Origin of the sequence: Rhizobium sp. 25PS6, from assembly GCF_032464655.1 — a bacterium.
Taxonomy (GTDB): Bacteria; Pseudomonadota; Alphaproteobacteria; order Rhizobiales; family Rhizobiaceae; genus Rhizobium; species Rhizobium laguerreae.
Window position 1 is genome coordinate 255,872 of the sequence record NZ_JAWDIV010000004.1, and the last position, 23,551, is coordinate 279,422.

22 protein-coding genes and 2 pseudogenes are annotated in these 23,551 nt (G+C 61.6%); 15 read left to right on the forward strand and 9 right to left on the reverse strand.

Annotation, left to right across the window (positions count from 1 at the left end):
- Positions 1-477: 477 nt before the first annotated feature.
- The 3 genes and pseudogenes from RWK44_RS35040 to RWK44_RS07900 form a co-directional block, all read right to left on the reverse strand.
- Positions 478-598 (reverse strand): annotated as a pseudogene (locus tag RWK44_RS35040) (glutaredoxin); the annotation flags it as partial.
- A gap of 31 nt (positions 599-629) precedes the next feature.
- Positions 630-1,961: a diguanylate cyclase gene (locus RWK44_RS07895; RefSeq protein WP_017960878.1), complete on the reverse strand. Its 1,332-nt coding sequence runs from the start codon at positions 1,959-1,961 to the stop codon at positions 630-632.
- A gap of 185 nt (positions 1,962-2,146) precedes the next feature.
- Positions 2,147-2,977 carry a response regulator gene (locus RWK44_RS07900; protein WP_131663565.1) on the reverse strand — a complete coding sequence of 277 codons (831 nt, stop codon included), beginning with the start codon at positions 2,975-2,977 and terminating at the stop codon, positions 2,147-2,149.
- A 407-nt stretch (positions 2,978-3,384) separates the two neighbouring features.
- Here RWK44_RS07900 and RWK44_RS07905 point away from each other — a divergent pair, with 407 nt between their 5' ends.
- The 6 genes from RWK44_RS07905 to RWK44_RS07930 all read left to right on the forward strand — a co-directional run bounded on the left by RWK44_RS07905 (position 3,385) and on the right by RWK44_RS07930 (position 10,465).
- Entirely contained in the window at positions 3,385-4,389 is a 1,005-nt protein-coding gene (locus RWK44_RS07905; RefSeq protein WP_131663566.1) for a squalene cyclase, read from the forward strand.
- A gap of 42 nt (positions 4,390-4,431) precedes the next feature.
- Positions 4,432-4,815, forward strand: coding sequence for a hypothetical protein (locus tag RWK44_RS07910; protein ID WP_131663567.1), 384 nt, complete (start codon positions 4,432-4,434; stop codon positions 4,813-4,815).
- 112 nt (positions 4,816-4,927) lie between these two features.
- Complete coding sequence (locus RWK44_RS07915; protein WP_316028634.1) at positions 4,928-5,347, forward strand: FixH family protein; 420 nt, start codon at positions 4,928-4,930, stop codon at positions 5,345-5,347.
- Positions 5,344-6,789, forward strand: coding sequence for an efflux RND transporter periplasmic adaptor subunit (locus RWK44_RS07920; protein ID WP_245503830.1), 1,446 nt, complete (start codon positions 5,344-5,346; stop codon positions 6,787-6,789). Before RWK44_RS07915 ends, RWK44_RS07920 begins: the two co-directional genes overlap by 4 nt.
- Complete coding sequence (locus RWK44_RS07925) at positions 6,786-9,956, forward strand: efflux RND transporter permease subunit (RefSeq protein WP_316028635.1); 3,171 nt, start codon at positions 6,786-6,788, stop codon at positions 9,954-9,956. Before RWK44_RS07920 ends, RWK44_RS07925 begins: the two co-directional genes overlap by 4 nt.
- Positions 9,957-10,012: 56 nt before the next feature.
- Positions 10,013-10,465: a DUF411 domain-containing protein gene (locus RWK44_RS07930; protein ID WP_020050402.1), complete on the forward strand. Its 453-nt coding sequence runs from the start codon at positions 10,013-10,015 to the stop codon at positions 10,463-10,465.
- 28 nt (positions 10,466-10,493) lie between these two features.
- On the opposite strand, the gene RWK44_RS07935 is transcribed toward RWK44_RS07930, so the two are convergent.
- Positions 10,494-11,015 (reverse strand): DUF6428 family protein, encoded by a 522-nt coding sequence (locus RWK44_RS07935; protein WP_020050403.1) that lies wholly within the window; start codon positions 11,013-11,015, stop codon positions 10,494-10,496.
- 42 nt (positions 11,016-11,057) lie between these two features.
- On the opposite strand from RWK44_RS07935, the gene RWK44_RS07940 reads away from it, so the two are divergent.
- From RWK44_RS07940 to arsK, 6 genes are read left to right on the forward strand one after another with little or no spacing between them, the layout of a single operon-like run.
- Positions 11,058-11,414, forward strand: a complete 357-nt coding sequence (locus RWK44_RS07940) for an ArsR/SmtB family transcription factor (RefSeq protein WP_131663569.1) — start codon at positions 11,058-11,060, stop codon at positions 11,412-11,414.
- Positions 11,411-11,941: an arsenate reductase ArsC gene (locus RWK44_RS07945; RefSeq protein WP_131663570.1), complete on the forward strand. Its 531-nt coding sequence runs from the start codon at positions 11,411-11,413 to the stop codon at positions 11,939-11,941. The genes RWK44_RS07940 and RWK44_RS07945 overlap by 4 nt, the downstream gene beginning before the upstream one ends.
- Positions 11,941-12,636, forward strand: a complete 696-nt coding sequence (locus tag RWK44_RS07950) for an MIP/aquaporin family protein (protein WP_316028636.1) — start codon at positions 11,941-11,943, stop codon at positions 12,634-12,636. Before RWK44_RS07945 ends, RWK44_RS07950 begins: the two co-directional genes overlap by 1 nt.
- Complete coding sequence (gene arsC / locus RWK44_RS07955) at positions 12,633-13,055, forward strand: arsenate reductase (glutaredoxin) (protein WP_131663572.1); 423 nt, start codon at positions 12,633-12,635, stop codon at positions 13,053-13,055. Before RWK44_RS07950 ends, arsC begins: the two co-directional genes overlap by 4 nt.
- Entirely contained in the window at positions 13,030-13,755 is a 726-nt protein-coding gene (arsH, locus tag RWK44_RS07960; protein WP_316028637.1) for an arsenical resistance protein ArsH, read from the forward strand. The genes arsC and arsH overlap by 26 nt, the downstream gene beginning before the upstream one ends.
- Entirely contained in the window at positions 13,752-14,987 is a 1,236-nt protein-coding gene (gene arsK / locus RWK44_RS07965; protein ID WP_131663574.1) for an arsenite efflux MFS transporter ArsK, read from the forward strand. Before arsH ends, arsK begins: the two co-directional genes overlap by 4 nt.
- Positions 14,988-15,008: 21 nt before the next feature.
- Here the strand turns inward: arsK and RWK44_RS07970 are convergent, their stop codons facing one another.
- From RWK44_RS07970 to RWK44_RS07980, 3 genes are all read right to left on the reverse strand, one after another.
- Positions 15,009-15,275: a hypothetical protein gene (locus RWK44_RS07970; protein WP_131663575.1), complete on the reverse strand. Its 267-nt coding sequence runs from the start codon at positions 15,273-15,275 to the stop codon at positions 15,009-15,011.
- A gap of 112 nt (positions 15,276-15,387) precedes the next feature.
- Entirely contained in the window at positions 15,388-17,922 is a 2,535-nt protein-coding gene (locus tag RWK44_RS07975; RefSeq protein ID WP_316028638.1) for a mechanosensitive ion channel family protein, read from the reverse strand.
- A gap of 92 nt (positions 17,923-18,014) precedes the next feature.
- Positions 18,015-18,566 carry a DUF924 family protein gene (locus tag RWK44_RS07980; protein ID WP_131663577.1) on the reverse strand — a complete coding sequence of 184 codons (552 nt, stop codon included), beginning with the start codon at positions 18,564-18,566 and terminating at the stop codon, positions 18,015-18,017.
- 71 nt (positions 18,567-18,637) lie between these two features.
- Between RWK44_RS07980 and RWK44_RS35115 the strand changes: the two are divergent.
- A pseudogene (locus tag RWK44_RS35115) lies at positions 18,638-18,763 on the forward strand (endonuclease domain-containing protein); the annotation flags it as partial.
- Positions 18,764-18,789: 26 nt separating this feature from the next.
- Here the strand turns inward: RWK44_RS35115 and RWK44_RS07985 are convergent.
- Both RWK44_RS07985 and RWK44_RS07990 read right to left on the reverse strand, forming a co-directional pair.
- Positions 18,790-19,854, reverse strand: coding sequence for a sensor histidine kinase (locus RWK44_RS07985; RefSeq protein WP_131663578.1), 1,065 nt, complete (start codon positions 19,852-19,854; stop codon positions 18,790-18,792).
- A gap of 279 nt (positions 19,855-20,133) precedes the next feature.
- Positions 20,134-21,579, reverse strand: coding sequence for an MFS transporter (locus RWK44_RS07990; RefSeq protein WP_316028639.1), 1,446 nt, complete (start codon positions 21,577-21,579; stop codon positions 20,134-20,136).
- Positions 21,580-21,665: 86 nt separating this feature from the next.
- On the opposite strand from RWK44_RS07990, the gene RWK44_RS07995 reads away from it, so the two are divergent.
- Both RWK44_RS07995 and RWK44_RS08000 read left to right on the forward strand, forming a co-directional pair.
- Positions 21,666-22,028, forward strand: coding sequence for a hypothetical protein (locus tag RWK44_RS07995; protein ID WP_165504407.1), 363 nt, complete (start codon positions 21,666-21,668; stop codon positions 22,026-22,028).
- A 121-nt stretch (positions 22,029-22,149) separates the two neighbouring features.
- Complete coding sequence (locus RWK44_RS08000) at positions 22,150-23,475, forward strand: ABC transporter substrate-binding protein (protein WP_168284339.1); 1,326 nt, start codon at positions 22,150-22,152, stop codon at positions 23,473-23,475.
- Positions 23,476-23,551: the final 76 nt, after the last annotated feature.

Genomic DNA, 23,551 nt, shown 5'->3' on the forward strand with positions numbered 1-23,551 from the left:
TGGCAATCGTCCATCTTTTGCGACAGCGAACCGTCCGTGGCCGCCTTCCCGGCGTCCCCGGTTGCCGACTGATTGTTCTGATCTGCAGGCGATGCAGTGCAACGTTCCGAGTCGGTAGACGGTTGTTCATTTGCCTGTCCATTAGCGTTTGAACTCGAAAATGCGACCATCGCAAAGATCAATGCAGCTAGGATTCGCATTGACTTTTCCTTTCACAGTCTCGCCGCAAGCGCATCCAAACCCCACGAGAATGCGCGGAAGTTCCGCCTGTCGCTCGTTCATTTCTCGCCGTCTCGCGGCCAAGGGACACCGGCTTCATGGGATGGCGAAAATGCTGACGGCGCCGCGTTGGCTGGGCTCGACGAGCGTACAGCTACAGCCGCTCGCGCGCCTCCGTTTTTCGGTTGAATCTACTGAACCTGCGGTTCAGGCATTTGTTCCACGGCGACGCGCTGGAATCTGACTGCAACGTCTGGTTCACAACAGGGACCTGACCGATCCCCATACTGCCATCGCCATCGTCAACAGGTTTTTTGGAAACAAGGCCCAACGGAACGCCACCGGCACCGCCCACGCAGGCGCATTTCAGCTCGCGTTTTCGAGAGAAGCGAACTGAGATTAGGCGCCCGCTATTGCGCCGCCTCTTCCGTCATCCTGGCGTCGGAGTAGACCTGGTTGCGGCCCCTGTGTTTGGCCATGTAGAGAAACTGGTCGGCGGCGTTCAGGTAATTCTCGAAGGTCTCGTAACCGGCGATTTCGGCGATGCCGATCGAAATCGTGACGCCGAGTTCCTCGTCGTCGGCCGTGACCTTCAGCCGCGAAATGTCCGAGCGGATCTCGTCACAGAGCTTGGTCGCGGCTGCCGAATCCATCTGCGGGAAGAGGATGGCGAATTCCTCGCCCCCGAGCCGCGAGAGAAGATTGTCGCTGCCCTCGAAGATCGTGAACAGCCTGTTTGCGACAGCCTTCAACACCTTGTCGCCGATCTCGTGGCCATAGGTATCGTTCAACCGCTTGAAATGGTCGATATCGAGAATGGCGACGGAGCTCGGCACCTTCAGCCGCAGGCATTCGTTCACCAGCTTCGGGCCGTTGTCGTAGAAGTAGCGGCGGTTATAGAGGCCAGTCAGGTAGTCGCAGGCCGCCGCTGCCCTCAGCTGCCGCATCTGCGCCAGCGTTTCGGCATTGTTGGCGATGCGGCATTGCAGCTCCTCGGCGACGAAGGGCCGGTAGACGAAATCGCTGGCGCCGGCCTTGAGGAAGCTCGCCGAAAGCATCCGGTCGTTGGAGGAGGAAACGCCGATGACGCGCAGCCTGTCTGAACCGAAACGATGGCGGATGCGCCGCGTCAGCTCGTAGCCGCTCATATCGGGCATGTGGTGATCGGTGACGACGAGCTCGATATCGCTATAGGCCTCGAGCGCTGCCAGCGCCTCGAGCCCAGAATTTGCCTCGACGACGAGATATTGTTGTGCCTTCAGGAGGTCGACGAGCACCTGGCGCGCCGAGACGACATCGTCGACGACGAGCACCCGCGTCTTGCGGTTGGAGATCGCCCGCCGGACGGTGGCAACCAGATTGTCGAGCGCGAATTCATTGTCCTTCAACACGTAATCGATGACATTGCGCTCCATGATCTTGTTGCGCGTGTTGAGATCGAATGTCGCGGTGAAGACGATCGCCGGGATATCGTGCTCGATCGTGCAGTCGAGCGCTTCGCCATAGGGCGAATCCGGCAGGTTGAGATCGACGACGGCCATGGTGTAGCCGTGAGCGTCGTCGGCAAGTTCTTTGCGAAGAGCCTTCAGCGACGGGCAGGATTTGACGGCAAGGCCGAGCTCCGTCTGGAACCGGTGACAGAGCACGGCGGAAAACATCCGGGAATCTTCAACCAGAAGTATCTTGAGCCCGCCGGAGCGTAACCCGATGCCGTCCCGCTGAAAATCCGCTTGAAAAGCCACAGCCGCTACTCCCCCATGCGTCCGATGGGCGCGACTCGGCCCTCTCCCCGGCGGGGACGATAACCGAGAGGCCTGTGCACGTGAAGGGGACAAATAATGGCATTATTACTTGTAATTGCAAAAATTCGATGACTGTCCCCGACCGTCATTTCCACCCCCTGGCGATACCGATGCTGGAAGGGCTGTCAGGCAACCGCCCGCTCCTTGCGCATCGATTGAATTTGCAGCAGCGTATCGAGGTTCTGGTTGACGCGGCAGTAGAACTCCTCGTCGATGAAGGGACGCAGCATGAAATCATTGCCGCCGGCCTTCAGGAATCGTGCCGAAAGCAGCCGGTTCGAGGAGGAGGAAACGCCGATGATGCGCAACTCGTGCGAGCCGATATTGGCGCGGATGCGCCGCGTCAACTCGAAGCCGTCGATGTCAGGCATGTTGTAGTCGGTGATGACAAGGCCGATGTCGCGGTTGGCCTTCAGGATCTCCAGCGCCTTGCCGCCGCTCTCGGCGACGCTGACACGGAAATTGTAGCGCTTCAGCCGGCTCGACAGCAACGCGCGCGCAGTCGCACTATCGTCGACGATCAGCACGTGGTGGCGATGATTGGTGAGAAAGCGGCAGATCGATTCCGCCAGCAGATCGACGGCGAAGATATTGTCCTTGAGAATATAGTCGACGATATCCTTGGCCATCAGCTTGTCGCGCATGTTTTCATGGAAGGTGCCGGTGAAAACGATTGTGGGTATGGAGAGATCGACCAGATATTCGAGCGCTTCGCCGTTTTCGGCGCCGGGCAGGTTGATGTTCGAGATCGCCAGCGTGATCGGATCGGGAGACTTGTCGTAGGAAACCTGCAGATCTTCGAAGCTGCGGCAGATCTCGACATCGATATCGAACAGCTCTTTGAGACGTTTGCTGATCATCGAGGTGAATACGTTGGAATCTTCCGCGACAAGAATACGCGCACCCGCAAACATTTCCCCGGAATATTGCATCCCCGAAATACCTAGAAACGCCATAGCAAACCTTTGATGTAAAATCTGTCCCCGGATCAAACCGATACATCGATTGATTTGAATAATTATTAATCGGCGCGTTCCGATATATACGAAGACGCGGCCCGATGTGGCCGCCTCCGGTTTCTTTGCAGATATGATTAAGAAATCAGGCGGGAAGCGCCGCATTCTCGGCGTCGCACGGGCTTTCGCCGACAACCGTCGCATTATAGGTCGAACCGACGTTTTGATCTTCGGTTTCGTGCCTTCCCTGGCGCAATCCGGCCGCAGCATGGCAAGCGCCAGCGAGCGGTTGTTGTGGAAGCCGAAGGCGCTATCGGTGGCGCCGCCGACCAGCCCATCTGGCTGGCACCGCTCGGCCGAAGCGATTATAAACGAGCCATCGACCCGACCCGCCGACAGGTTCGCCCATGATCCAATCCGACCCGGTGATCGAATGGCTTCTCGACTCCGACCCCTCGATCCGATGGCAGGTGATGCGCGACCTGCTCAATGCTCCGGAGCGGGAATGGATGGCTGAGCGGGCCAAAGTCGAGACCGAGGGCTGGGGCGCCAGGCTGCTCTCCTGTCAGGACGAGGACGGGCAATGGGCAGGCGGCGCCTTCCTGCCCGCCGGTTTCGACCCGCACGAGTGGAAGGAGCGTGGCCAGCCGTGGACGGCCACGACCTTCTCGCTGTCGCAATTGCGCGAGTTCGGTCTCGATCCCGCCTGCGGCTGCGCCAGGCGCACCGTCAAACTGGTCGGCGCCAACGCCCGTTGGGAAGAAGGCGGCCAGCCCTATTGGGAAGGCGAAGTCGAGGAGTGCATCAACGGCCGCACCGTTGCCGACGGCGCCTATTTCGGCGTCGACGTCTCGCCCATCGTCGACAGGCTGGCCGGTGAGCGTCTCGACGACGGCGGCTGGAACTGCGAGCGGATCAACGGCTCCGTCCGCTCGTCTTTCGCCAGCACCATCAACGTGCTTGAAGGTTTGCTGGAATACGAGAGATCGACCGGCGGCACGCATCGGTCTCGAGAGGCGCGCAGAACGGGCGAGGAATTCCTGCTGGCCCGCAACCTCTTCCGCCGCCTTGGCACCGGCGAGCCGGCCGACGAACGCTTCCTGCGCCTCCTGTATCCAAACCGCTGGCGCTACGACATTTTGCGCGCGCTCGACTATTTCCGCGCCAGCGCGATCCTGACCGGCGCCGACCCCGATCCGCGCCTCGGCGAGGCGATCGACCACCTTCGTTCCCGGCGCTTGCAGGACGGCCGCTGGCCACTCGACGAGATCCCTGCCGGTCGGGTGTGGTTCGAGGTCGATGACGGGCAAGGCAAGCCTTCGCGGTGGGTGACGCTCCGGGCGATGCGGGTGCTCAGATGGTGGGATGCCCAGCCCTCAGTCCGTCTCGACGCCTGCAACACATCTCCGTGAGCCTGCTTCCAATTCCGGAACCGGCATGCCAGTATTCCGCCCATGAATTTCCTGCGGGCCGTCCATCGTCTGTTGCTTGCCATCGCCATGCTCGCGATCGTCATCGGTCCGATGAGCATCGGGTTGGCGGGCAGTGCAATGGCCTCTTCTGATCCGGCGATGACCGATGGCATGAGCGCCACGATGGCCGGCATGCAGATGGCGGAGCAGATGCCGTGCTGCCCCGAACAGCAGCCCGTCAAGCCGGACTGCGCAAAGGGCTGCCCGCTGGCATTGGTCTGCACGACCTCGATCTTCGCCCACGCGCCCGACATCCAAGGCTGGTCATTTGCGATCTCCTGGCTGTCCCATCGCTATGACCTCGTTCTGGCGTCGCAACTGACGCCCGCGTATGTCGAGCCTCCGGCCCGACCTCCGAAAGCTTGATCTCAAGTCATTCCTGAAACACGTCTACGGTTCACGGCGGATGCTTTGCGCATCTTTCAGGGACCTGCGGCAATCAATTATGACTGAGGATGCGGCCTGAGCGCCTATCCCAATGAGATCAGATATTATGAACAAGACCATCTTTTCCGCGGGAGCGATGCTCCTCGCCGGCGTGCTGATTGTCGGTTCCGCCACAGCGTCCTTCGCCGCGTCACAGGACTACGAATTCCAGCCGGTTTCGACCGACGTCAAGCAGGGCCAGGGATCGCAGGTCTCCGTCCGCCTCGTTGACAAGCGCACGGGCAAGCCCGTTCCCGACGCGGTCATCTTCACCACCCGTATGGACATGGCTCCCGCGGGCATGGAAATGATGACGACACCCGTCGAGGCCGCCGCCTCCACGGAACCCGGTGTCTATGCCTTCAAGGCGGACTTTACCATGGCGGGTGGCTGGCGCTTCAAGCTTGCCGCCAAAGTCCAGGGCGAGCCGGACACTGTCGAGGGCGAACTCGTCCTCAAGGCAACGCCGTGAACACGCCAGCGCGTGTGGCGGCCACGCTCTCCCTTGCCGTATTGGTCGGCGGGGGAGGCTATTGGGCTGGCACGAACGATCTTGGCGCACAGCTCGGCCTTTCCTTCGCCGAAACGGCGCTCGCTACGCCGGCAGCTTCCTCGGCCGTGCCAACCGGCGCGATCATTTACTATCGCCATCCTGACGGCCTCCCGCAATTCTCTGCGACGCCGAAGAATACAGAGGATGGCCGGCCATTCGTCGCCGTGCATGCGAGTCAGGATCTAAGTTTCGCCGACGCCGCAGCACCAAAACCGGTCGAAACGGAAACGACCACGACATCGTCAGCAACCGCGCCGCCGACAGGAAAACTTCTCTACTATCGAAACCCGATGGGCCTGCCCGACACGTCGAAGGTGCCGAAAAAGGACTCGATGGGCATGGACTATATCCCGGTCTACGAGGGTGATCAGGGCGACGCCTCGACCGTCAAGGTCTCGCTCGGCAAACTGCAGCGCACGGGCGTCAAGACCGCCACCGCCGAGATGGCCAGCATCGTCAGGAAGATCGAGGTGCCTGGCACCATTGTCCTCGACGAGCGGCTCGTCAGCGTCATCTCGATGCGGACGGATTCGTTCGTCGACGACGTCGCCAATGTCACCACCGGTGACCGCATAAGGAAAGGCCAGAGCCTCTTCAGCTTCTATTCGAAGGACATCGCCACTGCGGCCTCCGAATACGCGGCCGGGAGAGATGGCGGCCGCGGGAACGGAGAGGTGGGTTCCGCGCTGCGCCTGAAAAACCTCGGCGTTCCCCAGGAGGCGATCGATACGATCGCGCGGAGCCGGCAGGTGCCGGCCAGCATAGGTTATGTCGCGCCGCGCGATGGGGTGGTCCTCGAACGCATGGCGACGGCAGGCATGATGGCCAAACCCGGCGACGTGCTGTTCCGCATCGCCGATACCTCCAACGTCTGGGTGATATCAGGCGTGCCGGAATATGATCTGGCCTCTGTCCGCAGCGGAGCCGAGGTGAACGTAACGGTCAGAAGTCATCCCGGCCGGACGTTCAAGGGTGTCGTCGACCTGATCTATCCCGACGTCGACATACAGACGCGAACGACGAAGGTCCGCATCGAGCTTCCCAATCCGGACGGCGTACTGCTGGCCAACATGTATGCCAACGTCGAGATCCAGGCCGGAGCACCAAAACCTGTCATTGCCGTCCCCAACAGCGCCGTCATCGATACAGGCGATCGCCGGGTCGTGTTCATCGACAAAGGCGATGGTCAATTCGAGCCGAAGGACGTGACGCTCGGAGTCCGGGGCGAGAAGCAGACAGAAATCACCAAGGGCATTGCCGCCGGCGACAAGGTGGTCGTGGCTGCCAATTTCCTGCTCGACGCCGAAAGCAATCTCAGCTCGGCGCTCAGCGCCATGACGCAAGAGGAGGCCAAGCCGTGATCTCCCGTGTCATCTCGTGGTCCGCCCACAATCTCGTCTTGATCTTTTTCGGCACAGCACTCGCCGTCGCAGGCGGCGTCTACGCTCTGCGGTCCCTGCCGCTCGACGCCATTCCCGATCTCTCCGATATCCAGGTCATCGTCTATACCGAATATCCCGGCCAGGCCCCGCAGGTTGTCGAGGACCAGGTAACCTATCCGCTGACGACGTCGATGCTGACAGTGCCGAAGTCGAAGGTCGTCAGGGGCTTCTCCTTCTTCGGCGTTTCCTTCGTCTACGTCATCTTCGACGACGGCACCGATCCTTATTGGGCGCGCAGCCGCGTGCTGGAATATTTGAACGCCGCCCAGAGCCGTCTGCCGCAGGGCGTCGCCCCGACGCTCGGCCCAGACGCGACAGGAGTCGGCTGGGTCTACCAGTACGCCGTCGTCGCCAAGGAGCTGTCGCTCGCCGAACTGCGATCGCTGCAGGACTGGGTGGTGCGCTTCGCGGTCTCGAAATCCGAAGGCGTCTCGGAGGTCGCGAGCGTCGGCGGCTTCGTGAAGCAGTATTCGATCGTCGTCGATCCGGCCCGGCTGAAGGCGCAGGGCGTTTCGCTCGACGACATCGCCAATGCGGTGCGCGCAAGCAACACGGACGTCGGCGGCCGTACCGTCGAACTCTCCGAGTTCGAGTTTATGGTGCGCGGGCGCGGCTATCTGAAGGGCATACCCGACATCGAGAGCATCGTGCTGAAGAGCCAGAACGGCGTGCCGCTGAAGCTCAGCGACGTCGCCAGGGTGGAACTCGTTCCGGACGAACGGCGCGGCATCACCGAATTGAACGGCGAAGGCGAGGTCGCAAGCGGCATCGTCCTGCAGCGGTTCGGGGCCAACGCCTTGACGGTCATCGACAACGCCAAGAAGAGCCTGGATTCCGTCAAGGGCGGCCTTCCCGATGGCACCGAGATCGTTCCGGTCTACGACCGCTCGACCTTGATCGAGTCCGCCATCGAGACCCTGAAAGGGACGCTGATCGAGGAATCGATCGTCGTGGCACTGGTGACGATCGCCTTTCTCCTCCACGTGCGCAGTGCGCTGGTCGCCATCATCATGCTGCCCGTCGGCATCTTGATGGCCTTCATCGCCATGAAACTCCTCGGTCTCGGGGCGAACATCATGAGCCTTGGCGGCATCGCCATCGCCATCGGCGCGATGATCGATGCGGCGATCGTGATGATTGAGAACGCCCACAAGCATCTCGAACGCGCGCCGCCTGACAAGCCACGCGTGGAAATCCTCGTCGAGGCGGCGAGCGAAGTCGGTCCGGCGCTGTTCTTCAGCCTGCTGATCATCACCGTCTCGTTCCTGCCGATCTTCACACTGGAATCGCAGGAGGGACGCCTCTTCGGTCCGCTCGCCTTCACCAAAACCTTCTCGATGGCGGCCGCAGCGCTGCTTTCGGTGACGCTGGTGCCGGCACTGATGATCCTCTTCGTCCGTGGATACATCGTCCCAGAGCACAAGAACCCCCTGAACAGGTTCCTCATCTGGATCTACCGTCCGGTCATTTCAGGCGTTCTCAGGGTGAAGACGCTGACGATCCTAGTGGCGCTTGTCATCCTTGGAGTGACCGTCTGGCCCGCCCAGCACATCGGCAGCGAGTTCATGCCCAATCTCGACGAGGGCACGCTGATGTACATGCCGACCACCCTGCCCGGCATATCGGTGACCAAGGCGGCCGAATTGATGCAGACGCAGGATCGGATCATCAAGTCCTTCCCCGAAGTCCAGAGCGTCTTCGGCAAAGCGGGTCGTGCACTGACCGCAACCGACCCGGCCCCCACGGAAATGTTCGAGACGATCATCACGTTAAAGCCGAAGTCGGAATGGCGGGCGGGGGTCACCACCGAAAGCCTGAAGCAGCAGATGGACGCTGCTCTGCAATTTCCCGGCGTCTCCAATGCCTGGACGATGCCGATCCGCGCCCGCATCGACATGCTGTCTACCGGGATCAGGACGCCGGTCGGCGTCAAGGTCTACGGAACCGATCTCGGTGAAATGGAGAAGGTCGCCCGGCAGATCGAGACCGTGCTGAAAACGATCCCCGGAACGTCGAGCGCATATGCGGAGCGCGTGATCGGCGGCTACTATCTCGACATCGTCCCGGACAGAACGGCGCTCGGCCGCTACGGGCTGACCATCAACGACATTCAGGACGTCGTCGGCATGGCACTCGGCTCCGAGGTCGTCACCTCGACCGTCGAAGGCCGGGAACGCTATGGCGTGGCGATCCGGTATCCAAGGGCGTTGCGAAGCGATCCGCAATCCATCGCCAGGGGAGTGCAGATATCCCTGCCCGGTGGGGGAACCATTCCTCTCGGCGAAGTGGCGGACGTCAAGCTGACCCGTGGCGCGACGACCATTCGCACGGAGAACGGTCAGCTTGCCGTCTACATCTACGTCGACATCGCCAACCGCGATCTCGGCGGCTATGTGGCGGAGGCTCAGCAGGCCGTCACCGAGAAGGTGACGATGCCGCCCGGCTATTCGGTCGCCTGGAGCGGCCAGTTTGAGTACCTGCAACGGGCCGAGGCGCGGCTCGCCGTTGTCGTCCCGCTGACGCTGGCGCTGATCTTCCTGCTGCTCTATCTCAACTTCAAAGCGCTGACGGAGACGATGATCGTCATGCTGTCCTTGCCATTCGCGCTCGTTGGCGGCATCTGGCTGATGTGGTGGATGGGCTTCAATGCCTCGGTGGCGGTCGCCGTCGGCTTCATCGCGCTCGCGGGCGTTGCGGCTGAGACAGGCGTGATCATGCTGATCTACCTCGACCACGCCCTGAAAGAGCAGCGCGAGGCCTGCGAAAAGGAACGCCGCGCCTTCTCGAAATTGGACCTTAACAAAGCGATCATGGTCGGCGCGGTCGAGCGCGTCCGACCGAAGATGATGACCGTCGTCGCCATCATGGCGGGTCTCGTTCCGATCCTTTGGCGAACTGGAACCGGATCGGAGATCATGCAGCGCATCGCCGTGCCGATGATCGGCGGCATGGTGTCTTCGACGCTGCTGACGCTGATCGTCATTCCGGCCGTCTACGGATTGATCAAGGGGTGGCGACTGCCAGCCGCTTCGGAAAGCGCTGCTGCCGCCGCCGATCAATCGGGTGAACTGCAGGCTGCCGAATGAGATAAGAAGGACAGGCCAGCGGGCTCATCCTCGATGCTCGCAAAGGGAGAAAACAGATGAACAGGAGAGCGTTCATAAGCGGTGCAGCCACATGCGTCGCCGTCATGATGAGTAGCACAGCGAAGGCGGCTACCGGCGTCACCGTCTACAAGGATCCGAATTGCGGATGCTGCCATGCCTGGGCCGATGCGTTAACGAAGGCCGGCTTCTCAGTCACGGTCGAGGACGCCACCGATCTGTCTGCCATCAAGGCGAGGTACAACGTGCCGGACGCCGTGCAGGGCTGCCATACCGGCGTCGTGGAAGGAAAATATCTGGAAGGGCATATTCCCTTGGAGGCGATCCATCGGATGCTCCGCGAGAAGCCTGATATCGCCGGCCTGGCAGTTCCCGGAATGCCCTCCGGCTCGCTCGGCATGGGCAACGATCCGCAGGCCTCCTATGATGTGTTCGCGGTTCCAAAGGGAGCCGGAACGCCGCAGATCTATCAATCGGTACGCCCGAAATAGACGTAGTGGAGTTGGATCCTAGCGAATCTTAACTACAGCACGCCTTTGTGCGAGCGCTCGGACCGCAACACGTCGTCGCAGAGCTTTCCCCAGCGAGCCAGCGATCGCGCGGCTTGCAGCTTGCCGGCCGTGGCGAAAGCTCGACATGCACGGCACCGGCGCGAAGAACCGGCATCGCCGCGCAATAGAGCTGCATCGGCCGCACGCCGTCGCTGACTTCGAAGGTGAGCTTGGCCGAATCGTCCAGCTGCACATGTTCCGTCACCTTGCGGATGATGGAATAGAACTTGCCGGCCGGCATATGCGTGCGATCGTCCTCATCAATATCCCAGAGCTGGATGAAGATCTCCGTCCAGGCCTCGGGATTGGCGCCGCAATCGAGCGCGGAGAATTGGCCCGCCTTGACCTCGGTGATATGATAACCGGGCTTCACCGGCTGGCCGTCGTAATAGAAGACCAGCGGCGTGTCTCTTTCACCGGCGAGTATGTTGAGCAGCAGGCCAAGCTTGATGTCGTCCGCCTGAATTTTGCTGTTGTCGATGGCGTTCATTTGCGCTAATCCTCGTTTCAACAATTCAAGGATTATTGAAATATGGATCAACGTCAAGCCCTGATCGCATTCGGCGCACTTTCGCAGGAAACGCGCCTGCACATCATCCGCATGCTCGTGGTCTCAGGCCCCGATGGCATGGCGGCAGGATCTATCGCGGAAAAGGCGGAGGTTTCGCCATCCAACATCTCCTTCCATCTGAAGGAGCTGGAACGCTCCGGCCTGATAGCCCAGCAGCGGGAATCCCGCTCGATCATCTACACCGCCAATTACGAAGCGCTCGGCGGCCTGATCCGTTTTCTGATGGAGGATTGCTGCGGCGGTAACCCGGAGATATGCGCTCCGGCCGCCGCCGTCGCCGCATGCTGTGCACCTGCAACCAAGGAGGAACTGCAATGACCACAGACCGCGTTTATAACGTGCTTTTTCTCTGCACTGCCAATTCATCCCGCTCGATCCTGGCGGAATCCATCCTGAAGACCGAAGGCAAGGGCCGGTTCAAGGCCTATTCGGCCGGCAGCCAGCCGAAGGGCGAGGTCAATCCTCTGGCACTGAGGGAGCTGCAGGCGCTCGGTTATCCCGCAACCGGCTTCCGCTCGAAGAGCTGGGACGAGTTCGCCGAGCCTGGTGCGCCGGAGATGGATTTCATCTTCACCGTCTGCGACACCGCCCATGGCGAAGCCTGCCCGGTCTGGATCGGCCATCCGATGACTGCCCATTGGGGCGTCGAGGACCCGGCCGCGGTCGAGGGCAGTGAGGTCGAGAAAGGCCGCGCCTTCGCGCAGGCCGCCCGCTTCCTCAAGAACCGCATCATGGCCTTCCTCAGCCTGCCGCTAACATCGATCGACAAGCTAGCGCTGGAATCGCACCTGCGTCAGATCGGCGCCATGGAAGGCACGACCGCAAAACCGGCGACGGCCGACTGATGGCGCCCTTCGATCTGCCGCGCCGTCTGGTCGCTGAGGCCCTCGGCACCGCCATGCTGGTCGCGACCGTCGTCGGGTCCGGCATTATGGCGACATCATTGACCGAGGATACGGGACTTGCCCTGCTCGGCAACACGCTGGCGACCGGCGCCATCCTGGTGGTGCTGATCACCGTGCTCGGGCCGATCTCCGGAGCCCATTTCAACCCGGCAGTCTCGCTGATCTTTGCGATGTCGCGGACGCTGGCGAAACGCGATCTCGCCGGGTATATCGCCGCGCAGATCTTCGGCGGCATCGTCGGGACCGTCGCCGCCCACCTGATGTTTGCCCTGCCGCTGATCGAGCTGTCGAGCAAGATGCGCACCGGCGGCGCGCAATGGTTTTCGGAAGGCGTTGCCACTTTCGGTCTGGTCGCGGTCATCCTCGCTGGCATCAAGTTCGAGCAGAAGGCGGTGCCGTGGCTGGTCGGGCTCTATATCACCGCCGCCTACTGGTTCACCGCCTCGACCTCCTTCGCCAATCCTGCCGTCGCTTTGGCCCGCTCGCTGACCGACACCTTCTCCGGCATTCGCCCGGTCGATCTTCCAGGCTTCTGGATCGCTGAAATCACAGGCGCGGTCGCAGCGCTTTTCCTGTTCACCTGGCTGCTGCAGCCGGGAGCTTCATCAACGCTATCGTCAGAGGCAAAACTATGAACGTCACCATCTACCACAACCCGGCATGCGGCACCTCCCGCAACACGCTGGCGATGATCCGCAATGCCGGCATCGAACCTGATATCATCGAATATCTGGAAAACCCGCCGTCACGTCAGGAACTGGTCGGGATGATTGCCGATGCCGGCCTCACCGTGCGTGATGCCATTCGCCAAAAGGATACGCCCTACGCCGAACTCGGCCTCGATAATCCTGATCTGAGCGACGATCAGCTGCTCGATGCAATGCTGAAAGACCCGATCCTGATCAATCGCCCATTCGTCATCACCCCGATCGGCACGCGCCTTGCTCGGCCTTCCGAAGTCGTCCTCGAAATCCTACCGGAAACGTATCAGGGCGCCTTCACCAAGGAAGACGGCGAGAAAGTGCTCGATGCCGGAGGCAAGCGCATTGTCTGATCTGCCTGCCATATCGCCGATGCATCTGCGTCAACCTGATATGGATGCGCTCAGACCGGCGTTCTCAACGCACAAGCCGCGCATCCTCATCCTTTATGGCTCGCTGCGAACAGTGTCCTACAGCCGCTTCCTCGCACAGGAGGCGGCACGGCTGCTCGAATATTTCGGCTGCGAAGTGCGCATCTTCAATCCCGAAGGTCTGCCGCTGCCTGATGCGGCGCCGGCGAACGACCCAAAAGTTCAGGAGTTGCGCGAATGGTCGGCATGGTCTGAAGGCCAGGTGTGGGTCAGCCCCGAACGTCATGGCGCGATGACCGGCATCATGAAAGCGCAGATCGACTGGATTCCATTGTCGGTGGGATCCGTCCGGCCGACGCAAGGCAAGACGCTGGCGGTGATGCAGGTCTCCGGCGGCTCCCAGTCCTTTAATGCGGTAAGCCAGCTCCGCATCCTTGGACGGTGGATGCGGATGATCGCAATTCCCAATCAGTCCTCGGTTGCCAAAGCTTTCCAGGAATTCGACGCGGACGGCCGTATGAAACCCTCGTCCTATTACGACCGCGTCGTCGACGTCTGCGAGGAATTGGTGAAGTTCACGCTGTTGACCCGTGATGCCTCGAACTATCTGACCGACCGCTACAGCGAGCGGAAGGAAGAAGTCGAAAAGCTCGAACAGCGCGTGAGCCTCAGATCCCTATGACAATCGTCAGCACCGAACGACCGCCGGTAGCGGCCATTGCCGCGCTCGGACTGACGCAGATCATCGGATATGGATCGCTCTATTACAGCTTCAGCATCCTCGCCCCCGACATGGCTCGTGATCTAGGCTGGTCATCGGAATGGATCTTCGGCGCGCTCTCCGCGGCCCTTCTGATCGGCGGCCTGGCCGCACCTCTCATGGGCACGTGGATCGATCGCTTCGGCGCAGGCAGGATCATGACTTCGGGCTCGGCGATTGCCGCCGCCGCCCTCGTCGCCTGCGCCTTCGCGCCGGGAAAGATCGCTTTCGTCGCGGCATTGATCGGCATCGAGATCGCCTCGAACCTGGTGCAATATGGCGCAGCCTTCGCTCTGCTCGTGCAGATCAGGCCGCAGGTCGCTCAGCGCAGCATCACTTATCTGACCCTGATCGCCGGCTTCGCCTCGACCATTTTCTGGCCGATTACCACGGCGCTGCATGCGCATCTCTCATGGCAGGAAGTCTATCTGATCTTCGCCGCGCTCAATCTCGTGGTCTGCCTTCCCATTCATGCCTGGCTCTCCCGTGGCGTCAGCCAAACCAGGAGACGGACCGGAGAGGGGGTCGCAAAACGCGTCGAGCCGAGCCTTCCGCCGTCGGCGCGCAGGCCGGCCTTTATCCTGATGGTGACGGGCTTTGCTCTGGAAAGCTTCGTGAACTCGGCACTTCTGGTTCACATGGTGCCTGTGATGTCAGCCCTCGGCCTCGGCGCCATGGCAGTGGTGGTCGGAACGCTCTTCGGCCCGTCACAGGTGCTGAGCCGTCTCACCAACATGGTCTTTGGCGAGAGCTTGTCGCAAGTGATGCTGGCGATCATCTGCGCCATCCTGCTGCCGACAGCCCTTGTCATCCTCATCGCTACCGCACCCTCGGTGCCCGGCGCGCTACTCTTCGCCGTCGTCTTCGGCCTCGGCTCGGGCCTTAACAGCATCGTCTACGGAACCTTGCCGCTCGCGCTCTTCGGAAGCGATGGCTACGGCCGGCGGCAAGGACAAATCATGTCGGTCCGTCTCGTCGTCTCCTCGATGGCGCCGTTCGCGCTTGCCTTCCTGATGGGCAATCTCGGCGTATCGTGGTCGCTGTCGATCGCTGCCTTGCTCAGCACCGTCGCCGTTGCCGCATTCTTCGCCATCATGCGGCTGACACGCCCGGTTGCCCGGCCGGAACCTGTACCCAATCCCCGAGAAGCTTGAGCGCGTTAATCAGGACGGGCGCTACTTGACGACGGCCGAGCCCTTGACGATGACGATCGTCTCGCCGCCGTCGAGCCCGATGCGGTCGCCGTCGGGCGTTGTCATGAAGCAGCCGGAAGCACAGAGGTTTTCCGAAGCGCCGGCATCGACCACGACCTCGATGCGCTGGCCGCTCTCGGTGATGACGAGCACGACGGCGGCTGGATCGGTGTTGGTGATGGATGCCGCTTCAGCCGCAGGTGCGGCAAGCAGCGGGACAAGCAGAACGGCGGCAAATCTTGCCATCATGTGCGGCGGCGCTGGCGCGCCCTCCCCTCGAACGATCGGTGCTGCCCCCGGCAGCGATCCCGATAGTGGAGATCATGCACACATAGCTGTGAATGATGGCTGAATGACCCGTTCAGCCTTTCCGATTGCCGTCTGCCGTCTTGCTGCGCAATTGCCGCACCGGCTGCTCTTCCTCCTCCATGGGCGTGTCCGCCGCGTTTTCCTGCTCGTTGGCTTGATCCCTGCCCGCATCCGCAAGCGCGGGACGAGCCTCTCGATGGATGGTAAGATCGGTCTGTGGCAGCGGGATCTCGATGCCCTCGGCCTTGAAGCGCTTAAGGATCTCGATCCTGAGATTGTTGCGCACCGCCATGCCGTCACCCATGTCGGCGAGGAAGAAACGCAGCTCGAAATCCAGCGAATAGGGCCCGAAGCGCAGGAATTCGACATGCGGCTCCGGATTGCGCATGACGAGCGGTATCTTGGCCGTCAGTTCCAGCAGGATGTCCATCACCTGCTGCGGATCGGCGTTGTAGGCGACGGAAACCGGAATTTCCGAGCGGCCGATCTTGTTGCGGTGCGTCCAGTTGCCGACGAGGCCGTTGATCAACTCCGAATTCGGCACGATGATCGACTGCTTGCGGAAGGTCTCGATCTCGGTGGCGCGCACCGAAATGCGTTTGACGATACCTTCGGCTGTGCCGGAAACGACATGGTCGCCGACCTTGAACGGCCGTTCGACGAGCAGGATCAGGCCGGAGACGAAGTTGGAGACGATGTTCTGCAGGCCGAAACCGATACCGACCGAAAGTGCGGAGGCAACGAGCGCGAAGCTCGACAGATCGATGCCGGCCGCCGAAACGCCGATGATCGCCGCAATGCCGACGCCGAGATAGCCGATGCCGGTCTTGACCGAATTGCGCACGCCGAGATCGACATGGCTTCTGGCCATCACATTGCCGTCGAGCCAGCGCTGCAGCCAGCGCGTCAGCAGGTAGACGCCAGCAAACAAGAGGATGCCGGTGCAGATGCCGAGCAGCGAGATGCTGATACCGCCGAGCCTGACCTCGGTGAACAGCCTATAGGCAAGAAGCTGCAGATCCTGCACATGGAAGCCCCAGAGCAGCAGGATCAGCGGGATGCCGACGAGAAGCGCCACCGCATAGATGGCAAGGCCGACAAGCAGGCCGGCCTGGTCGATCGCCACCGGCCCGAGCTTGAAACGGCGCGTCAGGAAGCTTGCGAAGAAGGTGTCGCCGAAGCTTTCCTGCCTTGATATCGCCTTGCCGGAAAGCAGGCCGACATACATGGTGACGACGACCGCGCCGGTGATGATGAGTTGGGTGGCGACGAAGCGCGCGAGCCCGACATAACCGGTCAGTGCGGTGAGGATGAGGCCGGCGCCGACGACCCGCAGGATGATCGCCATGCCGCGCGGCCAATGCCTTCCCGGCGCATCGGGATCGCCGTTCTTCGCCAGCATCGGTTTTCCGAACGAGACCGCGATCAGGATCAGGCCGATGATCAGCGCGGCAATCAGGCTTCTGACCACGGTCAGCACCAGCGGCGAGCCCATCGCCTCGCCGATCGTGCCGAACAGATAATCGAGCGCATTGACGATCGCCATCGCCAGCAGGCAGTAGCCGATCGAGCGCGCGCCGAGATTGGAAAGCCGAACGAGGCGCCAGCGCGGTTCGTGCGGCGCGAAGATGGCATTGACGAAGCGGCCGACGAAATAGACGAGGCCGATCGCCCCGAACAGCGCACCGATGACAGGTGCGATATCGGGCCTCAGCACATTGAACCCGTTAAGGAAAAAGAACGAGGTGACGAGCAGCACCGAGAGCGCCAGCGTGCGGATCAACGTCGACCAGAAGGCGATCGACAGCCGGCCGATATAGGACGGGTTCTCGACAGCCTCGTCGCGTCGCAGGTAGGAGCCGAACAGCCGGTAACTGCCGGAGAGCAGGATCAGCGCCGAGGCGAGCGACAGGAAGATCGCGGCAAACATCGGGAAACGCTTGAATTTCCAGACGAAGGTGGCCCAGCTCGACAGGGCCTGCGAGAATTCGCTGGCCTCGTGCACGAAGGAGCTGCCGGCATCGTCGAGCACCGAGACTGAAATCTCTGTGCGCCTGAGCAGCGTATCGGCAAACAGCCGCCGCCGCATCTCGGTGATCTCGTTGACGAGCTTCGTCACCGTGATCGACAGGTTTTCGGCGTCGCCCGTCAGCGCGTTGATCTGCGCGCGTTCGGCGGCGAGAGCGTTGCGCTCCTGGGTGACGATCTCGGCTTCGGGCGGCTGCCCATCCTTCGGCGGATCGCCGATCTCGGCAAGCCGGTTCTTGATCTGGTCGAAACGCGGCCTGAGATTGACCGATATGGTGATGACGGCGCGGCTGAGTTCGTCGGCCTTGGTCGCGAGCCCGACCAGGGCATCGTCATTGTCGGCATTCTGCTTGACGCCGTCCTGAAGCGCGGTCAGTTGGACCTTCGCCTTGTCAATCTCCTTCGTCGCCTGATCGAGTGAGCTATCGACAAGCGGCGCCTGCGCGGCCGCCGGTGCCTGCGGCTCCTGCGCGAAAGCCGCAGCACCCTTGAAATGCGCGCCGGCGACCGCCAGTGTCAGCAGAAGAATGGTGCGAAGCAGGATCGGTCTCAGCCGCAAAAGCGCCTCCGGGAAAGGTTGTCGTCGGAATAGAATGCCAGCTTGTCTTAGTAAAGAAAGGCGACAGAAAGGCGGAAGCTCCCTGGAAGCCCTCAGAAACCGGCGCCGGGCTTGGAAAGATAGTCGCGCTCTCTAGCCGTCGACTCGCGTCCGAGCATGGCATTGCGGTGCGGAAAGCGGCCGTAGGCAGCGATCACGTCGCGGTGGCGGATCGCATAATCGAGATATTCTTCATCGCCGAGGGCGGTAAACAACGCCACCGAGCGTTCCTGCTCGCCAAGGTCCTCGGCATGTTCGAAGGGCATATAGAAAAAGGTGCGGCACGCGGCTTCGACCGCCTGATCGGCGCCGGATGCCAGCGCGAGCTTGGCTTCCCGAAGCGCCAGCCCATCGGTCGCAACGGCAAGCGCCGTGCCGCGATAGATGTTGCGGGGAAACTGGTCGAGCACGATCACAGCCGCCAGCCGGCTCTCCGCATCCGCCCGCCATTCGGCGCCAACATCCGTGGCAAGGGCCAGATGGGTATCGCGAAAGCCTTCGCGGATCTCCACGTCGAGTTCCGGCGTCGGGCGGAACCACAGCTCTCGGCCGCATCTGACGAACCAGAAATCATAGACTTCGCGTGGCGTGCGGATGGTCGTCATGTTTCCTCTCCCCTAGCGTTCGGCTTGATGATGCAGTTTCGGTAAATTATTGTAGAAAAAGGGATAACACCGTGCCGGTAACCCCCTCATCCGGCTGCCGCCACCTTCTCCCCGCTGGGGAGAAGAGATTCGCGGCGACGTCTCCTTCCCCCTTCTCCCCTTGGGGAGAAGGTGCCCGTAGGGCGGATGAGGGGGCCACACGGCACACCCTAGGCTGCACTTTCTACTTCCCCTCATGCAGCGAAAACACCAGCGTCGCCTTGGTTCCGTCGTGGCCGGGGTCATAGGCGAAATCCGATTTCAGGCTGGCGGCCATGGCCGTCAGGATGCGTGTACCAAGGCCGGTTCCTCTGGCCGGGCTCGACGGGTCGAAACCGGCGCCGTCATCCTCGACGATGACGCGCAATGCCCCGTCCGTCTGGTCGACGATGACGCGGATCTCACCCGGCACGCTGTCCGGATAGGCATATTTGAAGGCATTGGTGACGAGCTCGCTGACGATCAGCCCGAGTGTGATCACCTTGTCGGTCGCCAGATTGACCGGCTGCGCGGTGAGGACGATCCGGTGCGGCCGCTTGTCGTCGCGCATCGAGGTTTCGAGTTCGGTGAGCAGGCTGTTCAGATATTCATCGACCTGCACCGAGCCGACTTGGCGGTTGGTATAGAGCCGGCGGTGCACGCTGGCGATGGCGTTGATGCGCATCTGCGTTTCGTGCAGCGCGTCGATCGCAACCTGATCCGTGGTCATCGAGGATTGCATGCGGATCAGCGCGCCGACGAGGCCGAGGCTGTTGGCGATGCGGTGATTGACTTCGGCGAGCAGCATTTCGGCAAGGTCGCGCTGCTGGCGGATCACCTCCTGCGCCTGCGCCGTCTCCTGGCGAAAACGCGCCCGCTCGAGAGCCTGCTCGAGGGCGGCGGCGAGCAGGTCGAAATAATCGGCTGAGATCCCCTTCAGCACGTAATCGTCGGCGCCGGCCTTCAGCGCGGCGACCGCGATGCTGGTATCGTCCGAACCTGTCGCATAGATGACCGGCGGATGATCCGGTATCGCGGTGATGCTGGGCAGAATGTCGAGGCCGGTTTCGCCCGCCAGGACATGATCAAGCACGACGGCGTCGATACCGCCCTCGCCCAGTCTCGCAAGACCGGCAGCGCCGCTCTCGGCCCACTCGACCGAAAAGCCGCGCCGACGCAGGTTTTTCTGCATCAGAAGGGCGAGACCCTCGTCGTCGTCGATATAGAGGATGTGGATCAGGGCATCCGCATCGCCGCTAGCATTGCTCATTCGGTCTCCCGGCGTTCTCTCGCAGCGACGACCGCCCGCAAGCGTCCGAGTCGTCCGCATGGCAATGTCGTATTGCATTGGCCGCCTGGGGTAAACAGCGGTTATCCCTCGCTCTTGTCGCAGGCGGCGCGGAAGGAGGGTGTCGGGAAGCCGGCATTTTCAGAACATGACCCTGGCCTGGGGAGGATCCCTGTGGAAGTCGTTGAAGGAGATGGGGAAACGAAAAACCTGAAATGAGATGCATGAACGCCGAGCGGCCCGATTGGTTCCGCGGACAAGTTAATTTTTCTGGAATTTCCGATGGCCGGATACTTCGGCCCCTGCCTCTGCCGGCAATTGCAGAAAGCGAAGCGACGAGACGATACCGATCACGCCGACCACGACGAAAGCCCAGCGGAAATCGGCAAGGACGGGATTGTCGGCGCCCCTGAGAGCCGAGGCGATGTTGAGCACGGCCGCCGCCACTGCCACGCCGAGCAGCATCGACACCTGCTGCAGCATGCTCGACAGCGTCGAGGCCGAGCTTCGCTGCGCCGGGCCGATATCGGCGAAGGCGAGTGTGTTCAAAGCGGTGAATTCCATCGACCGCGACAGGCCGGCGAGGAAAAGCAGCGCATGGATGAAAGACGGCGGCGTCTCCGGCGAGAGGAAACCGCAGCCGACGATCGAAAGCGCTGCGATCAGCCCGTTGACCCCAAGCACTGCGCGAAAGCCGAAGATGCGCAGCAGCGGCGTCGTCACCGCCTTCATGCTGAAATTGCCGAGGAAATAGACGAGCAGATAGGTGCCGGCGGCAATCGAGCTCAGGCCGAAGCCGAGCTGGAACAGCAGAGGCAGCAGGAACGGCGTCGCATTGATCGCCATCCGGCAGGCCGTGCCCGCCGACAGCGTCGACATCGAGAAGGTCTGGATGCGGAAGGCTGAAAGATCGAGCAGCGGATTGTCGGCGGCGAGGAAATGCCGCGTCGCCATGACTGACAGCACGATGCCCGCCGCCAGCATTGATATGATAGGCAAAAGCCCGCCGTCCCATTTGACCGAGAGTTCGAGAGCAGCGAGCAGGAAGGTCAGCCCGGCGGCGCTCAGCACAAAGCCCACGAGATCCAGCCGGCCGGGATTGGTCTCGCGCTGCTCCGGCACGAAGCGCAGTACCAGCGCGATGCCGAGAATGCCGATCGGGATATTGATGAGGAAGTTCCAGTGCCAGCTGGCATAGGTGGTGATGAAGCCGCCGAGCACCGGGCCGATCACCGGCGCCGTCAGCGCCGGCCAGGTGATCAGCGCAATCGCCTGGACGAGTTCCGACTTGCGGGCGTTCTTCAGCACGATGATACGCCCGACCGGCGTCATCAGCGCGCTGCCTGCGCCCTGGACGGCGCGCCACAGCACGAATTCCGCAAGGCTGCCGGACAGCCCGCAGAACAGCGAGGCGCCGGTGAAGACGGCGATCGACATCAGGAAGATGCGGCGCGCGCCGAACCGGTCGCCGAGCCAGCCCGACAGCGGAATGAAGGCGGCCATCGTCAGCATGTAGACGGTGATGCCGATGCTCATTGACACCGGCTGTACATTAAAGCTCGCCGCCATCTGCGGCAGCGAGGTGGTGACAATCGTGCCGTCGAGGATCTGCATGAAGAAGGAAACGGCAACGACCAGCGCCACGATCTTCGCCTGGCGGCCACTTGCCGCCTCTTGCCCATTCTCGCTCGTCTCTGCCGTGGTCATCGATCTGCCAATGAAAATTCTGGATGACGCGGCAGGCAAACGGGAAGGAAGCCGATCGGAGATCTGCCGCGCGGGGGAGCGCGGACATGGAAAGCCACGCACTGGCTGAATACGCCCGTTGCAGCCGGCCGGAAAGGCTAAATCTCGCACTGCGCAGGAATATTCCCGATGCGGCTCGATACCTGGCGGCATCGACCCAAGAAAGGATTCAAGAAAAAGGCCCCACCGAAGCGAGGCCAAGCTTGAACCGCTCCGGGGAAAAACAGGAGCGGCGTGCAGTCCATACCGTGCGATCGATGTCGCAGCGAGGCCAGATGTCGCTGCATCGGTACGCTCGCCAAAGAATTTTCGCGATCGTGCCGAAAAAAGATCGGCCCTCAAAACTATCTGCCCATTTGGCGCGACACCTGTCGCATTGCAACAACGATTGGCGCTTGCAATGTTTATAAAAATAGATATCACTAAACATATTGCTAAACATGATGATTGAGGAGTTCATGTGAGCATTCTCTGAAGTGGGTGAACATGCGACGCCGGCGGGGAGCCGGCCCTTGGTTCTGGGAGGAACTTATGCAGAAAACATCGAAAGCCCTTTTCGGGCTGGCCACGGCATTCGTCATGTCGTCGGCATTGCCCAATCTCGCCAAAGCCGATGAACTGACGCTGTGCTGGGCCGCATGGGACCCCGCCAATGCGCTGGTCGAGCTGTCGAAGGATTTCACCGCCAAGACCGGCACGCAGATGAAGTTCGAATTCGTTCCCTGGACGAGTTATGCCGACCGCTTCCTCAACGAGCTGAATTCCCATGGCAAGCTCTGCGACCTCATCATCGGCGACAGCCAATGGATCGGCGGCTCGGCCGAGAATGGCCACTACGTCAAGCTCAACGACTTCTTCGACAAGGAAGGCATCAAGATGGATGACTTCGTGCCGGCGACGGTCGTCGGTTACTCGGAATGGCCGAAGAACACCCCGAACTACTGGGCGCTGCCCGCCATGGGCGACGTCGTCGGCTGGACCTACCGCAAGGACTGGTTCGAGAAGCCGGAACTGCAGAAGGAATTCAAGGAGAAATACGGCCACGACCTCGCGGCGCCGAAGACCTACGACGAGCTGAAGCAGATCGCCGAATTCTTCCAGAAGCGTGAGATCGACGGCAAGACCGTCTACGGCGCCTCGATCTATACCGAGCGCGGCTCCGAAGGCATCACCATGGGCGTGACCAACGTCCTCTATGACTGGGGCTTCCAGTACGAAAACCCGAAGAAGCCCTATGACATGGAAGGCTTCGTCAACTCCGACGACGCGGTCAAGGGCCTCGAATTCTACAAGTCCCTCTATGATTGCTGCACCCCGCCCGGCAGCTCCAACGTCTACATGGTCGAATCCGCCGACGCCTTCAAATCCGGCCAGGTCGCCATGCAGATGAACTTCGCCTTCACCTGGCCCGGCCTCTACAAGGACGAGAAGGTCGGCGGCGACAGGATCGGCTTCTTCCCCAATCCGGCTGAAAAGGCCCACTTCGCCCAGCTCGGCGGCCAGGGCATCTCGGTGGTTTCTTACTCCGACAAGCGCGATGCCGCCCTGCAATACATCAAGTGGTTCGCACAGCCCGACGTGCAGGCCAAGTGGTGGGAACTCGGCGGTTTTTCCTGCCTGAACTCCGTCGTCAACGCGCCGGGCTTTGCCAAGAGCCAGCCCTATGCCCAGGCCTTCCTGGACTCCATGGCGATCGTCAAGGACTTCTGGGCAGAGCCGAGCTACGCTTCGCTGCTGCAGGCCATGCAAAAGCGCGTCCATAACTACGTGGTCGCCGGCAACGGCACCGCCAAGGAAGCGCTCGACGGCCTGGTGAAGGACTGGAGCGACGTCTTCAAGGACGACGGCAAGATCTGACGCGTGGCATCCCTGATGCGCGCCATCCTCGACAGGATGGCGGCCCGGATCGGCAGACGAGCCGGGCCGCCAGATC